Raw genomic sequence first — 14106 nt, forward strand, 5'->3', positions numbered from 1 at the left:
GCTCAAACGAGCGGCAGCGGTCCGTCGTTCTTGATCTCTTCCATCACTGCGTAAGTTCGGGTCTCCTTGACGCCCGGAAGCGTCCAGAGCACTTGGCCGAGGAAGTTGCGGTAGGCCGCCATGTCCTCGAACCGCGTCTTGACGAGATAGTCGAAGCCCCCCGCCACCATGTGACATTCGAGCACGGCCGGCGCCTGTTTGACGGCGGCGGCGAACTGGTCGAAGACGTCGGGCGTCGTCTTGTCGAGCATGACCTCGATGAAAACCAGCAGGCCGAAGCCGAGCTTGTGCGGGTCAAGCCGCGCGCCGAAGCCCGAGACGTAGCCTTCCTTCAACAGCCGGCGCAGCCGCTCGCTGGTCGCCGTCGGCGACAGGCCGATGCGATCGGCAAGCTCAAGGTTGGTGATCCGCCCATCCGCCTGGAGGATGTTGAGAATTCTACGGTCAATCTTGTCGATCTGATGCATGGTGCCTCCCGCCGATGCCTCAGGCGGCAAGTCGCGTTTCCGCGAGCTTCACCCAGTAGGAGATGCCGTGCGGGATCGCCTCGTCATTGAAATCGTAAGCCGGGTGATGCAGCCCGGCGGTGTCGCCGTTGCCCATGAATACGAAGGCGCCGGGACGGGCAATCAGCATGTAGGAGAAATCCTCTCCGCCCATCATCGGGTCGAGCGACGGCTTGACGTTGCTTGTCCCCGCGATCTCGGCCGCGGCCCTCAAAGCGTAGCCGGTCTCTTCCGCATGGTTCACGGTCACCGGATAGTTGCGATTGTAGGCGACGTTGACGGTCGCGCCGTATAGGGCCGCCACTCCTTCGGCGATCGTGCGGATGCGGCCCTCGCCGATATCGCGTACCTCAGGCACGAGAGTGCGCACCGTGCCCCCGAGAACGGCTTCTTCCGGAATGACGTTGTGGGCGAAGCCGGCGTTGAACTTGGTCACCGAGACGACGACGGAGGCGAGGGGATCGACCGTGCGCGAGGCGATCGTCTGCAGAGCGGTGACAATCTGGGTGCCGACGATGATCGGGTCGATCGTCTTGTGCGGCTGGGCCGCATGGCCGCCGCGGCCCTTGATGGTGATGGTGAACTCGTCGGTCGAAGCCATGATGGGGCCGACACGGCTGCCGAAGTGACCAATGGGCATGCCCGGCATGTTGTGCATGCCATAGACTTCCTCAATGGCGAAACGCTCCATCATGCCGTCCTTGACCATCTCGTTGCCGCCACCGCCGCCTTCTTCGGCGGGCTGGAAGATGACTGCGACACTGCCGGCGAAGTTGCGGGTTTCGGCGAGATACTTGGCCGCTCCGAGAAGCATCGCCGTATGGCCGTCGTGGCCACAGGCATGCATCTTGCCAGACGTTTCCGAAGCCCAGGGCTTGCCGCTCGTCTCGGTAATCGGCAGCGCATCCATGTCGGCGCGCAGGCCGATCGTGCGGCCCGAGCCGAGATTGCCGCGGATCAGGCCGACGACGCCGGTGCGGCCGAGGCCCGTCACGACTTCGTCAACGCCGAACTCCTTGAGTTTCTTTTCGACGAAGGATGCCGTATTTTCGACCGCAAACAGGAGCTCCGGGTTCCTGTGCAGGTGGCGCCGCCATTCGGCGACTTCGTTCTGGAGCTCGGCGGCACGGTTGAGTATCGGCATCGGTTCGTCCTGTCGGTCTGTTCGATCACTGTGTATCTGCGGTGGATTGGCAGGGGTGCCCGTGAATGGGCTTTGCCATCTCCTCGCCATATAGGCTAAATAGCCGGACGAGACGAGGCAACAGCGGAATTTCGAGGTTCTATCGTGGTGACAGCAGGAATTTTCACACGTGGCAAGATGAGGGCGCTTGGTGTCACGGCAGTGACGTGCGCGACGCTTCTTGCGGCATTGCCGGCTGCAGCCAATCCGCGGCTCGTCGTCGACGTCAATTCGCTGAAGGTCTACGAACATCAGGACATCTTCCAGAAATGGTATCCGGCATCGCTGACCAAACTGATGACGGCCTATACGGCCTTCCGCGCGATCAAGTCGGGGCAGCTTACGCTCGAGAGCCCGGTCATCATGACCAAGAATGCGGCCTCCGAGCCGCCGAGCAAGATGTTCTACAAGCCCGGGCAGGCGATGACGCTCGACAGCGCGCTGAAGATGATGCTGGTCAAGTCCGCGAACGACGTCGCAGTGGCCATCGCCGAGACGGTCGGCGGTTCGGAGCCCGCCTTCATCGAGCGGATGAACGCCGAGGCGCGCCGCATCGGCATGACCTCGTCCAACTTCATCAATCCCAACGGCCTGCCGGGTCCGGGCCAGTATACGACGGCGCGCGACCTTGCGGTGCTGGCGATTACGCTCAAGCGCGAGTTCCCGCAATATGCTTCCTATTTCTCGCTGGAAGGCTTCACCACCGGCAAGAAGAACTATCCGAACTACAACATGCTGATCGGACGCTTCGAAGGCGCCGATGGCATGAAGACCGGCTTCATCTGCGCCTCCGGCTTCAACCAGGTTTCGTCTGCCACCCGTGACGGGCGTAGCGTCGTCTCTGTCGTACTCGGCGAGGATAGCCTCGGCGCGCGTGCCGACGAATCTGCGCGGCTCATGCAGATGGCGCTGACGACGAGCGGCAATGGCAAACCTTCCCTCGTGCAGATCCCGCCCTATGGCGAGACACGCGACATGGTGGCCGATGTCAGCAAACAGATCTGCTCGAAGGCGGCGGCCAAGGTCCGCAGCGAAGGCCGCGACGAGGGCGGCCGCCAGAAGCTGCTCTCGCCCTATATCCACGAAATCAACCGGCCGCTGAATCTCGCCTTCGCCGGTCTTATCGCCGGCAGCGGTGAGAAGGCGCCGAAAGTCGTCGCCGACCAGGCTGGCCAGGGAGACGCCGCCAATGTGCCGATCCCCGTGCCGCGGCCGACTTTCTGATCGGAGTTCATGATGGCTAGTCCCTTGCCGGCGGTGCCGGTCTCGATCCTCACCGGCTTTCTCGGTGCGGGCAAGACAACGTTGCTGAACCGGTTGCTGAAGGATCCCGATCTCTCGGACACGGCAGTCATCATCAACGAGTTCGGCGATGTCTCGATCGACCACCTGCTGGTGGAGGCCTCCAGCGACGGGGTTATCGAGCTTTCCGACGGCTGCCTCTGCTGCACGGTGCGCGGCGAACTGGTCGACACGCTTGCCGATCTCATGGACCGGATGCAGACGGGCAAGATCAAGCCGCTGAAGCGCATCGTCATCGAAACAACCGGCCTTGCCGACCCCGCGCCGGTGCTGCAATCGGTGATCGGCAATCCCATTATCGCGCAGAGCTTCCGGCTGGATGGCGTCGTCACGGTCGTCGATGCCGTCAACGGCCTGCAGACGATCGCCAATCACGAGGAAGCCCTGAAGCAGATCGCGGTCGCCGACCGCATCGTCGTCAGCAAGACCGGTCTTGCCGATGCAGCCCAGCGCGACGAGCTGACGGCACGGATCCGGGCGCTCAATCCGCGTGCGCCGCTCATCGATGGCGACAGCGAGGAGGCGGGACGCTCAGCGCTTTTCGCCTGCGGCCTTTATGATCCATCCTCGAAGATCGCCGATGTCGGCCGCTGGCTGCAGGATGAAGCCCATCACGAGCACAACCATCATCACCACGATCATGGTGACCACCATCACGATCATGATCACCACCATGACCACGATCATCATCATGATGTGAACCGGCATGGTGGCGACATCCGCTCGTTCAGCATCGTGCACGACCGGCCGATCGAGCCGATGGCACTCGATATGTTCATCGACCTCCTGCGTTCGGCGCATGGCGAGAAGCTGCTCAGGATGAAAGCAATCGTAGCGGTGGCCGACAGACCGGACCGGCCGCTGGTGTTGCATGGCGTGCAGAATGTCTTTCACACGCCGGAGCGTCTGGCGGCATGGCCGGACCCGAACGACCGGCGCACCCGCATGGTGCTGATCACCAAGGGATTGACGGAAGGCTTTGTCCGCGACCTGTTCGACGCCTTTACCGGCAAGCCGCGCATCGACCGGCCGGACGCGCAGGCGCTTTCCGACAATCCGCTCGCCGTTCCCGGCATGCGGTTTTAATCATCATTCAGATAGCATTGTGATGCCGCGGCCCGTCGCGGCGTCTCAGGCGCCCTTGCGGATCAGAAACCGGTGGCCGCCGTCGGCAGCAGCGGACTCTTCGAGCGTGTGGCCGTCTTCGTTGCAGAAGTGCGGGATATCGATCACCGCCAGAGGATCGGTCGTCTCGATCTCCAGCAATGCGCCCGGGGCTAGTGAGGACATGCGCTTGCGCGTCTTCAAAACGGGAAGGGGGCATTTAAGCCCCCTGAGGTCGTAGACGATCTTGGTCTCGCCCGGCATCAATTGCCCCAGATTTTCCAGAAGGGGCGCTTCTTCGGCGGCTCTTCGGTGAGCACAGGTGTTTCCGCCACCGCCTCGGGGGCAGGTGCCGTTGCAACGGCGGCCGTCTGCTGCTCGGTCGCAGCTGGCGCCGTCGTGCGTGCCTGCTTGGTCGTCTTCGCCGGTTCCTGCGCTTGCGGTGCGACGGCTGCCTGCTGTTCGGGTGTCTGAACCGCCGGAGCGGGTGCTTCTGCCTCCGGCTCGCTCTTCGAGAACAGGCTCCAGAAGGATTTCTTCGCCGGCTGCTCGACGGCTGCCTGCATCACCGGCTGCGGTACGGGGTTGGCGGCTGGAACCGGGACGTGCTTGCCGCCGTCGGTCGCCTTTTCGAGTTCCTTCTTCTGGATCTCGACGGCCTGCTTGGTCTCTTCCGCTTCCTTCTGGTCGGCGAGCTTCTTCTCGAGGTCGCTGGCCTTCATCAGCTTGCCGGCGTCGAAGGAGTTGCCGGTTGGCGCATAGGCGAGTTCGCGGCCGACGCGCTGCTTGGCGACGATCGCCTTGCGCTCGGCTTCGCTCGGCTCGTACCAGACCATGCCGTCATACTTCTTCATGGCCTTGTCGTAGTCGGTCTGGTAGGTCTTCTCGAAGCCTGCCATCGCCACTTGCAGCGCCGGCGGGGTCGACATGGCCGGGCACTGGCCGCTCGGATTGAACGGGCCGGAGGCCTGCTGGTTGAAGACGTACTTCTTCTCGCAGACGTTCACTTCAGGCGGACGCTTGGTGATCTCGAACTGGTCGTAGCCGACCTTCAGCATCTTCCAGAAATCGATGTTCGGGTTGTTGCGATGGCGCGCCATGTTTTCCGCGGTCATGCGGAAGGGGAAGGCCTGGAGCTGAACACTTTCCTGGCCGCCCTTGAAGGAATCCCGGGCGAGGGCGAAGATCTCGATCATCTGCTCGTCGGTCATCGAGTAGCAGCCCGACGACGAGCAGGCGCCGTGGATCATCAGGTGCGTTCCCTGACGGCCGTTCGCCTTGTCGTAGGTGTTGGGATAGCCGGTGTTGATCGCCAGGTAATAATTCGAGTTGGGGTTCATCTGGTGCGGGAAGAGCGGATAGAAGCCCTCCGGCGCCTGACGATCGCCTTCCTTTACCTTCGGGCCCAATTTGCCGGACCAGGCGCAGATCTTATAGGTTTTCAGCAGCTGGAAGCGATTGGCCGTATTGGCCTTCCAGACCTCGAGCGTGCCTTCTTCCTTGAAGATGCGCAGCGAGATCGGGGCCTGCTTCTGTATCCCGAGTTCGGTCATCTTTTTGACCATGGGTCCGGAGACCTGGTACTCGGTTTTGTTCTTGACGGACCTGAGGTCGACCGACGTCGTCGTGTCCAGCGTTTCATTGGTGCAGCCGGCAAGCGCGGCGACAATGGCGGCGGAGGCTACAAGGTTTCTGAAACGCATCAGCAGAGGCCCGTTTAAACCCAACTCGACTACAGCGCCGCGCGTCTTTGACGCGCCAAGGACGCTGTGACTCTTTAGATAGCTGCATAATTTTGCCCTTAAATCGATGCCGATTTAAGGAATTATGCAGGAAAGCCCAAGTCCGCGAGGGTGGGCTCTTTAGAGAATCACTAAGCGATTATACTTCACGAATTCTTAACCCTGCAGGGTGGCCCTGCCGATGCGCTGTTCATGACCTCATGAATATGGCCAAGATTTGGCCATACTCCGCTTTGCAGTTGCGAAATCCGCTCGCGCAATCGCGAACCACCAGGACCAGATCGGATAGAGGGCGTGGGATTTCCGCCCCTATCCCGTTCCTGCCTAGAGGTTGCGGCCGATATTGAGGTACTTCTGTCGGCGATCCGTGCGCAACTGGTCGCCATTGCGTCCGGACAATTCCTTCAACGCGTCGGCGATCACGGTTCCGGTGCGGCCGATGACCGCGTTCGGGTCGCGGTGTGCGCCGCCGACCGGCTCCTGAATGATGCCGTCGATGACGCCGAGTGCCTTCAGGTCCTCGGAGGTGATCTTCATATTGCTGGCGGCTTCCTTGGCGCGGGTGGAATCGCGCCACAGGATCGAGGCAGCTCCTTCCGGCGAGATGACGCTGTAGATCGCATGCTCCAGCATGTAGACGCGGTTGCCGGTAGCGATCGCGATGGCGCCGCCGGAGCCGCCTTCGCCGATGACGATGGTGACGATCGGCACACGGACATTGAGGCACATCTCGGTGGAGCGGGCGATGGCTTCCGCCTGGCCGCGTTCTTCTGCGCCGACGCCTGGATAGGCACCGGCGGTATCGACCAGCGTGATCAGGGGCAGGCCGAAGCGATCGGCCATTTCCATGACGCGGATCGCCTTGCGGTAGCCTTCAGGACGGGGGCTGCCGAAGTTGTGCTTGATGCGCGACTTCGTGTCGTTGCCCTTCTCCTGGCCGAGAACGGCGACCGGCATGCCGCGGAAACGCGCAAGGCCGGCCTGGATGGCATCGTCGTTGGCATAGTTGCGGTCGCCCGCAAGCGGCGTGAACTCGGTGAAGAGCTCGGCGGCGTAATCCAGGAAGTGCGGGCGCGAGGGGTGACGGGCGACCTGGGTCTTCTGCCAGGGCGTCAGCTTGGAATAGATCTCGATCATCGCGTCGCGGACGCGCGTCTCCAGGCGTTCGATCTCATCCGAAGTGTTCACGCTCTCGTCTTCGCCGGCGAGCTTCTTCAATTCGAGAATCTTGCCTTCGAGGTCGGAGATGGGCTTTTCGAAATCGAGATAGTTGTGCATGAGATGCGTTTCCGATCATTTTGCGACAAGGACCAGCGGGCCGAAACCAGCGTGCCCGGCCGTCCTAATCCTGTTTTTTCGCCTGTTTGGCAAGAGGGTGATGGTTTTGCACGAGGTTGTGCAGCCGTTCTTCCAGCACATGTGTATAGATTTGTGTCGTTGAAATGTCCGAATGGCCGAGCAGTTCCTGCACGGCGCGAAGGTCCGCGCCATTGGCAAGCAGGTGGCTGGCGAAGGCGTGCCGCAGCACGTGCGGGGAGATCGTGGCGACCCTTATGCCGGCGCGTGCGGCGAGCGATTTCAGATCGCGCGCAAAAACCTGGCGCGGCAGGAAGCCCTGCTTGCCGGAGGAGGGGAAGAGCCACGGGCTCTCGCGGTTGCCCGCTTCCTCCCTGGCCATTTCCTCGGCGAGCGCCTCGCCATAGGCCCGCATCGCCCGGATTGCCGCTTGCGAGAGCGGCACGAGCCGGTCCTTGTTGCCCTTGCCGCGGATCACGAGGAAGCGGCCGTTCTGCGCCAGCACGCTTGCCGGAAGGGAGACCAGCTCGCTGACGCGCATGCCGGTGGCGTAGAGCAGTTCGATCAGCGCATGCATGCGCAACTTCGCAAGGTGGTCCGGACCTCCTGATGCGGCCTCGCTCTCGGCCTGCCCGATCAGCCGCGAGACGTCCTCGACGCTCAGCGTTTTTGGCAGGCTGCGCCCCTTCTTCGGGGCGTCGAGAATGCCGGTCGGATCGTCGCCGCGCATACCCTCGGCGTAGAGGAATTTGTAGAACTGCCGGAGCGCCGAAAGCCGCCGTGCCTGCGAGGAGGGCTTGAAGCCCTGGCCCGAGAGATGGGCGAGATAGGTGCGAAGGTCGTCCGGGGTTGCCGCCGTCAGCCCGGTTCCGAGCGTGCGCAGGTGCGAGGCGGCATCCTCCAGGTCGCGCTCGTAAGATTGCAGCGTGTTGACCGCAGCGCCGCGTTCGGCGCTCATCATTTCGAGGAAGGCCTCGACATGGGCGGCGGAGAGGTCGCTCATTGGGGCTTGTTCACCCGCTCGGACGGGATTTTCACGGTCACGTCGCGCTCAACCGGTTCGACAAAGGTGACGAGGGAGATCATCGTGCCATAGACTATCCCGGCGACAACCAGACAAAAGAACAGGAACCGGAAGAGGGTCGGCATTTCAATCTCCTCTGCATGAAGCCTTCGGCCGAAGCGGACCAAAGGATATGCATGCAGGCGTTCAAACAGCCAGCGTGATCGCGCGTTCGGATGAACGCGCGGCACAAAGGCGGGTGCCAGACCTATATGAACGCCGCTTCGGCCGAGTTCAAGAACCGTGAGCGGACGCGCGCGACGACTTGACGCTACACCCCGATTTGTCGATACCGAAAGGGAATGGGGAATAAGAAGTCCAATGAACGACGTGATCGAACCGGTTTCCGCAACGCTTGCCGAGCGGGCGAAGCTTGTACTCGGTAAACGCAATCTCGTGTTCATCGGTCTCATGGGCGCCGGCAAGTCGGCAATCGGAAGATTGACCGCCCAGGCGCTCGGAATTCCCTTCGTCGATTCCGACCACGAGATCGAACGCGTCTCGCGCATGACGATCAGCGATCTCTTTGCCCGCTACGGCGAGGAGGAGTTCCGCGCACTGGAAACGCGGGTGCTGAAACGGCTTCTGAGAAGTGGTCCGCGTGTGGTCTCGACCGGCGGCGGCGCCTACATCAACGAGCGCTCGCGCCGCCAGATCAGGAAGGGCGGCCTGACGGTCTGGCTCAATGCCGAGCTCGACGTGCTCTGGGAGCGGGTCAACAAGCGCGATACCCGGCCGCTGCTGAAGACCGAAAATCCCAAGCAGACGCTCGAAAACCTGATGAACGCGCGCTACCCGATCTATTCGGAAGCCGACCTGACGGTGCTGTCGCGCGATGTGAAGAAAGAGACGATGGTGGAGGACGTTCTCACCGCCGTTATCGAATACCAGGACAAGAAGAACCATGAATAGCCATGTTGCGCCCGCTGCCGAACGCAAGGTCCGCGTCGACCTCGGCGATCGTTCCTATGATATCCTGATCGGTCCCGGGCTGATTGCCGCCGCCGGCCAGGAGATCGCCGCCCGCCTCAAGGGGCGCAAGATGGCCGTGATCACTGACGAGAACGTAGCGCCGCGCTACCTCGAGCCCCTGATGGCGAGCCTGAAGGAGCGTGACATCGACGCAGTGTCGCTCGTGCTTCCCGCCGGCGAGAAGACCAAGAGCTTCGAGCAACTGATCCCGGTCTGTGAAACCGTGCTTGGCGCCCGGATCGAGCGCAACGATGCGGTGATCGCGCTTGGCGGGGGCGTCATCGGCGATCTTACCGGCTTTGCCGCTGGCATCGTGCGCCGTGGCTCGCGTTTCATCCAGATCCCGACCTCGCTCTTGGCACAGGTCGATTCCTCCGTCGGCGGCAAGACCGGCATCAATTCCCCGCACGGCAAGAACCTGATCGGCGTCTTCCATCAGCCGGATCTGGTGCTCGCCGATACCGACGTGCTCGACACGCTGAGTCCACGCGAGTTTCGCGCCGGCTATGCCGAGGTCGCGAAGTATGGGCTGATCGACAAGCCGGACTTCTTCACCTGGCTCGAAAAGAACTGGCAGGCGGTCTTTGCCGGCGGCGCGGCTCGCATCGAGGCGATCGCGATCAGCTGCCAGGCCAAGGCCGAGGTCGTGGCAGCGGACGAGCGCGAGAACGGTCTGCGGGCGTTGCTCAATCTCGGCCACACCTTCGGCCATGCGCTGGAGGCTGCGACCGAATACGACAGCGCCCGGCTGGTGCACGGCGAGGGCGTTTCGATCGGCATGGTGCTTGCGCATCAGTTCTCGGCACGCATGAACCTTGCGAGCCCGGACGATGCGTCTCGTGTCGAGGCGCATCTGAAGACTGTGGGCCTGCCGACCCGCATGTCGGAAATTCCGGGCACCTTGCCTCCGGCCGAGAGGCTGATGGACGCGATCGCCCAGGACAAGAAGGTCAAGGGCGGCAAGCTCACCTTCATTCTGACGCACGGCGTCGGACAATCCTTTGTGGCCGATGACGTTCCGGCATCGGAGGCCCTGAGCTTCCTGAGGGAAAAACATCCGCAATGACAGGCGAAGCCTTTATTGCTTTTCTGGCGGAATACTGGCTGTCGATCCTCTCGGTCCTCTGCCTGCTCGTGCTGTCGGCGTTCTTCTCGGGCTCTGAGACGGCGCTGACGGCAGCCTCGCGCTCGCGCATGCACACGCTCGAAAACAACGGCGAGGAGCGTGCCGGCATCGTCAACCGGCTGATCGAACGCCGTGACCGGCTGATCGGCACGCTGCTGATCGGCAACAATCTGGTCAACATTCTCGCGTCGTCGCTGACGACGAGCCTTTTGATCGGTCTCTTCGGCGATTCCGGCGTCGCCATCGCGACGCTCGCCATGACCGTGCTGCTCGTTATTTTCTCGGAAGTGCTGCCGAAGAGCTGGGCGATTGCTTCGCCCGATCGCTTCGCGATTGCCGTTGCGCCGCTCGTCCGCCCCTTCGTCGCGGTCGTCGGCCCGGTCTCCAGCCTCGTCAACGGGATTGTCCGGCGCCTGCTCAATCTCTTCGGCGTCAATCTTGCCGCCGACATGTCGATGCTCTCGGCGCATGAGGAACTGCGCGGCGCGGTGGACCTGCTGCACCGCGAGGGTTCGGTGATCAAGGCCGACCGCGACCGGCTGGGCGGCGTGCTCGATCTCGGCGAACTCGAAGTCTCCGACATCATGATCCACCGCACCGCCATGCGGGCGATCAATGCCGACGAGCCGCCGGAGACCTGCGTCCGCGACATTCTCGAAAGCCCGTTCACGCGACTGCCGCTCTGGCGCGGTTCGACCGACAACATCATCGGCGTCGTGCACTCCAAGGATCTCCTGCGGGCGTTGGCGGAGCCCAATGTCGAGCCTGAGAACCTGGATATCGGCAAGATCGCGCAGAAGCCCTGGTTCGTGCCGGACACGACCAACCTCAAGGACCAGCTCAACGCCTTCCTGCGCCGCAAGCTGCATTTGGCGATCGTCGTTGACGAATACGGCCAGGTTCAGGGGCTGGTGACGCTCGAAGACATTCTGGAGGAGATCGTCGGCGACATTGCCGACGAGCACGACCTCGACATTCAGGGTGTGCGCCAGGAGGCGGATGGTTCGATCGTCGTTGACGGCTCGGTGCCGATCCGCGACCTCAATCGCGCGCTCGACTGGTCGCTGCCGGACGAAGAAGCGACGACGGTGGCGGGGCTCGTCATTCACGAGTCAAAGAGCATTCCCGAGGAGCGTCAGGCCTTCACCTTCCATGGCAAGCGCTTCATTGTGATGAAGAGGGTGAAGAACCGGATCACCAAGCTGCGCATCCGCCCGGCGGAAGACGGTGCCGCTCCGACGTCTTGATTGCTACCAGCGGGTCGCTTCGCCGGGAGCCGCGGGCTCGACGGCAAGGGCGTGCAGGCCGGCATCGAGTTCCGGTTTCAGGAGATCATTGATGGCGCGGTGACGGGCGACGCGGCTCATGCCGGTAAAGGCGCTGGAAACGATGCGCACCCGCAGGTGGGTTTCGCCGCCGCCATCGAAACCCGGCTGATGACCGGCATGCATGTGGCTCTCGTTGATGACCGCCAATCTCTCAGGATGGAAGGCCTCGATCAGCTTCTTTTCGATCGTGTCCGTGAGCGACATTCTTCCGTCCCATTTCCTTGGTTGCTTGACGCCCCCTCGCGGATCTGCAGTACCCGGTAATCGCTGGCTTGGCGGCGCAAAATGCCCGCACAAAGCCAGCAACATTCCGTTTTGTCAATTCTTGTTGTGGCCCCAGCCAAGCCCCATAATGAGCACCATGAGACTCGATTCAAAATACTTCGATCGCATTCGCACCCGGCGCAAGGTTGAGCCCCGGGCGGAGCCGGCTGCGCCCGTTTGTCAGTGGGACGGCTGCGATCAGAAGGGCGTGCATAAAGCGCCCGTCGGCCGCAATGCCGAGGGCCAGTACTTCATGTTCTGCTTCGAACATGTGAAGGAGTACAACAAGGGCTACAACTACTTCTCCGGCCTTTCCGATAGCGAGGTCGCCCGCTACCAGAAGGAAGCGGTGACCGGCCACCGACCGACCTGGACCGTCGGCGTCAACAAGAATGCGAAGAACGGTCCGACGCAGTCGCAGACGCGGTCGGGCTCGGCCGGCGCCCAGGCCCGGATGCGCGACCCCTTCGGCTTCGTCAGCGAAGCGCGCGCCCGTCGCCCGGAGCCGCGCCAGCGCAAGTTGAAGACGCTCGAGGCAAAGGCGTTCGAAACACTCGGCCTCGGGGCCTCGGCCACTGCTGCCGATATCAAGGCTGCCTACAAGGATCTCGTCAAGAAGCATCACCCCGATGCCAATGGCGGAGATAGGGGATCCGAAGAGCGTTTTCGCGCGGTTATTCAAGCCTACCAATTGTTAAAACAGGCTGGTTTCTGCTAACAACGCGGATTATTACAGAAGCACTTTTGCAGGCGAATGCGCGGGTGCCGTCCGGTGGCCGCTCTGGAGACATGATGAGCAAGATTGACCTCGACATTTCCAACCTCCCCGATACGACGATCTCGGTCCGGGAGGTTTTCGGCATTGATACGGATTTGCGCGTTCCTGCCTATTCGAAGGGCGACGCCTATGTGCCGGACCTCGACCCGGATTACCTCTTCGACCGCGAAACCACGCTCGCTATTCTCGCAGGCTTCGCCCACAACCGACGCGTGATGGTCTCGGGCTATCACGGTACCGGTAAGTCCACCCATATCGAGCAGGTCGCTGCCCGCCTCAACTGGCCGTGCGTGCGCGTCAACCTCGACAGCCATGTCAGCCGTATCGATCTCGTCGGCAAGGACGCGATCGTCGTCAAGGACGGCCTGCAGGTCACCGAGTTCAAGGACGGCATCCTGCCCTGGGCCTACCAGCACAATGTCGCACTCGTCTTCGACGAATACGATGCCGGCCGTCCGGACGTCATGTTCGTGATCCAGCGGGTTCTCGAATCCTCCGGCCGCCTGACGCTGCTCGACCAGAGCCGCGTCATCCGTCCGCACCCGGCCTTCCGCCTGTTTGCGACCGCCAACACCATCGGCCTCGGCGACACCACCGGCCTCTACCACGGCACGCAGCAGATCAACCAGGCGCAGATGGACCGTTGGTCGATCGTCACGACGCTGAACTACCTGGCGCATGACAAGGAAGTCGACATCGTCGCCGCCAAGGTGAAGGGCTTCACCGCCGACAAGGGCCGCGAGACCGTCTCCAAGATGGTGCGTGTTGCCGACCTCACGCGCGCCGCCTTCATCAACGGCGATCTTTCGACCGTCATGAGCCCGCGTACGGTCATCACCTGGGCCGAGAACGCCCACATCTTCGGCGATATCGCCTTTGCCTTCCGTGTGACCTTCCTCAACAAGTGCGACGAACTGGAGCGGGCGCTGGTCGCCGAGCACTACCAGCGCGCCTTCGGGATCGAGCTCAAGGAAAGCGCTGCCAACATCGTGTTGGAAGCCACCGCCTGAGCCATGGCGGAGGCGGAGGGCGCACAGGCGCTTCGCTTCGTTGAGGAGAAGAGCGTCACGAAGACCGCCAACGCGGTCTTCAAGGGCCTCAAGGCCTTCAACCTCGAAAAGGCGGGAAGCGCCAAATACAAGCGCTTCGCCATTTCGGTGCGTAACGACGGCGACGAGATCGTAGGCGGCATCGTCGCCTACACGGCGTGGAACTGGTGCTTCATCGAACTGCTCTGGGTAGACGAGGCGCTGAGAGGGTCGGGCAGCGGGCGTGAGCTCGTTGCGCGTGTCGAAGCGGTCGCCGCAAGCCGCGGTGCCCGTTACATCTATGTCGACACATTCAGTTTCCAGGGCACGGCTTCTATCAGAAGCTGGGTTATGACGTTTATGGCAAACTCGATGATTTCCCGCCGGGATTTCACCGCATCTGGCTGAAGAAGG

General features: G+C 62.3%; 16 protein-coding genes. 8 read left to right on the top strand and 8 right to left on the bottom strand.

Features of this window, described 5'->3' with window-relative positions:
• Window positions 1-2 precede the first annotated feature (2 nt).
• On the bottom strand, window positions 3-467 hold the full coding sequence (locus tag ACTJKE_RS09560) for an Lrp/AsnC ligand binding domain-containing protein (protein ID WP_057254736.1): 465 nt from the start codon (window positions 465-467) through the stop codon (window positions 3-5).
• Window positions 468-486: 19 nt separating this feature from the next.
• Window positions 487-1650: a M20 aminoacylase family protein gene (locus ACTJKE_RS09565; protein WP_058325867.1), complete on the bottom strand. Its 1164-nt coding sequence runs from the start codon at window positions 1648-1650 to the stop codon at window positions 487-489.
• Between the two features lie 177 nt (window positions 1651-1827).
• Here ACTJKE_RS09565 and ACTJKE_RS09570 point away from each other — a divergent pair, with 177 nt between their 5' ends.
• A complete protein-coding gene (locus ACTJKE_RS09570; protein ID WP_058325866.1) occupies window positions 1828-2913 on the top strand; it encodes a D-alanyl-D-alanine carboxypeptidase family protein in 1086 nt (361 codons plus the stop codon).
• 12 nt (window positions 2914-2925) lie between these two features.
• Window positions 2926-4077 (top strand): CobW family GTP-binding protein, encoded by a 1152-nt coding sequence (locus ACTJKE_RS09575; RefSeq protein ID WP_113513195.1) that lies wholly within the window; start codon window positions 2926-2928, stop codon window positions 4075-4077.
• 45 nt (window positions 4078-4122) lie between these two features.
• Here ACTJKE_RS09575 and ACTJKE_RS09580 read toward each other — a convergent pair whose 3' ends face one another.
• From ACTJKE_RS09580 to ACTJKE_RS09600, 5 genes are all read right to left on the bottom strand, one after another.
• The gene (locus tag ACTJKE_RS09580; protein WP_058325865.1) at window positions 4123-4359 is read right to left on the bottom strand and encodes a sulfurtransferase TusA family protein; all 237 of its coding nucleotides are present in this window, start codon (window positions 4357-4359) and stop codon (window positions 4123-4125) included.
• Entirely contained in the window at window positions 4359-5798 is a 1440-nt protein-coding gene (locus ACTJKE_RS09585) for a L,D-transpeptidase family protein (RefSeq protein ID WP_058325864.1), read from the bottom strand. Before ACTJKE_RS09585 ends, ACTJKE_RS09580 begins: the two co-directional genes overlap by 1 nt.
• A gap of 363 nt (window positions 5799-6161) precedes the next feature.
• Window positions 6162-7115: an acetyl-CoA carboxylase carboxyltransferase subunit alpha gene (locus ACTJKE_RS09590; RefSeq protein WP_058325863.1), complete on the bottom strand. Its 954-nt coding sequence runs from the start codon at window positions 7113-7115 to the stop codon at window positions 6162-6164.
• A gap of 64 nt (window positions 7116-7179) precedes the next feature.
• Window positions 7180-8136, bottom strand: a complete 957-nt coding sequence (xerD, locus tag ACTJKE_RS09595) for a site-specific tyrosine recombinase XerD (RefSeq protein ID WP_058321072.1) — start codon at window positions 8134-8136, stop codon at window positions 7180-7182.
• Entirely contained in the window at window positions 8133-8282 is a 150-nt protein-coding gene (locus tag ACTJKE_RS09600) for a hypothetical protein (RefSeq protein ID WP_113399023.1), read from the bottom strand. The genes xerD and ACTJKE_RS09600 overlap by 4 nt, the downstream gene beginning before the upstream one ends.
• 235 nt (window positions 8283-8517) lie before the next feature.
• Between ACTJKE_RS09600 and ACTJKE_RS09605 the strand changes: the two genes are divergently transcribed.
• The 3 genes from ACTJKE_RS09605 to ACTJKE_RS09615 are packed head-to-tail and all read left to right on the top strand — an operon-like array spanning window position 8518 to window position 11541.
• Window positions 8518-9108: a shikimate kinase gene (locus ACTJKE_RS09605; RefSeq protein ID WP_057254744.1), complete on the top strand. Its 591-nt coding sequence runs from the start codon at window positions 8518-8520 to the stop codon at window positions 9106-9108.
• Window positions 9101-10234, top strand: a complete 1134-nt coding sequence (aroB, locus tag ACTJKE_RS09610) for a 3-dehydroquinate synthase (protein ID WP_058325862.1) — start codon at window positions 9101-9103, stop codon at window positions 10232-10234. The genes ACTJKE_RS09605 and aroB overlap by 8 nt, the downstream gene beginning before the upstream one ends.
• Window positions 10231-11541 carry an HlyC/CorC family transporter gene (locus ACTJKE_RS09615; RefSeq protein ID WP_058325861.1) on the top strand — a complete coding sequence of 437 codons (1311 nt, stop codon included), beginning with the start codon at window positions 10231-10233 and terminating at the stop codon, window positions 11539-11541. Before aroB ends, ACTJKE_RS09615 begins: the two co-directional genes overlap by 4 nt.
• Window positions 11542-11544: 3 nt before the next feature.
• Here the strand turns inward: ACTJKE_RS09615 and ACTJKE_RS09620 are convergent, their stop codons facing one another.
• Entirely contained in the window at window positions 11545-11826 is a 282-nt protein-coding gene (locus ACTJKE_RS09620) for a BolA family protein (RefSeq protein ID WP_057254747.1), read from the bottom strand.
• Between the two features lie 148 nt (window positions 11827-11974).
• Here ACTJKE_RS09620 and ACTJKE_RS09625 point away from each other — a divergent pair, with 148 nt between their 5' ends.
• The 3 genes from ACTJKE_RS09625 (at window position 11975) to ACTJKE_RS09635 (ending at window position 14100) form a co-directional block, all read left to right on the top strand.
• Complete coding sequence (locus tag ACTJKE_RS09625; RefSeq protein ID WP_057254748.1) at window positions 11975-12604, top strand: J domain-containing protein; 630 nt, start codon at window positions 11975-11977, stop codon at window positions 12602-12604.
• Window positions 12605-12678: 74 nt separating this feature from the next.
• Window positions 12679-13674 carry a cobaltochelatase subunit CobS gene (cobS, locus tag ACTJKE_RS09630; RefSeq protein WP_058321093.1) on the top strand — a complete coding sequence of 332 codons (996 nt, stop codon included), beginning with the start codon at window positions 12679-12681 and terminating at the stop codon, window positions 13672-13674.
• 3 nt (window positions 13675-13677) lie between these two features.
• The gene (locus ACTJKE_RS09635) at window positions 13678-14100 is read left to right on the top strand and encodes a GNAT family N-acetyltransferase (RefSeq protein ID WP_058325860.1); all 423 of its coding nucleotides are present in this window, start codon (window positions 13678-13680) and stop codon (window positions 14098-14100) included.
• The last annotated feature ends 6 nt before the right edge of the window (window positions 14101-14106 follow it).

The sequence above is a fragment of the Ensifer sp. 22521 genome (assembly GCF_052044795.1).
GTDB lineage: Bacteria > Pseudomonadota > Alphaproteobacteria > Rhizobiales > Rhizobiaceae > Ensifer.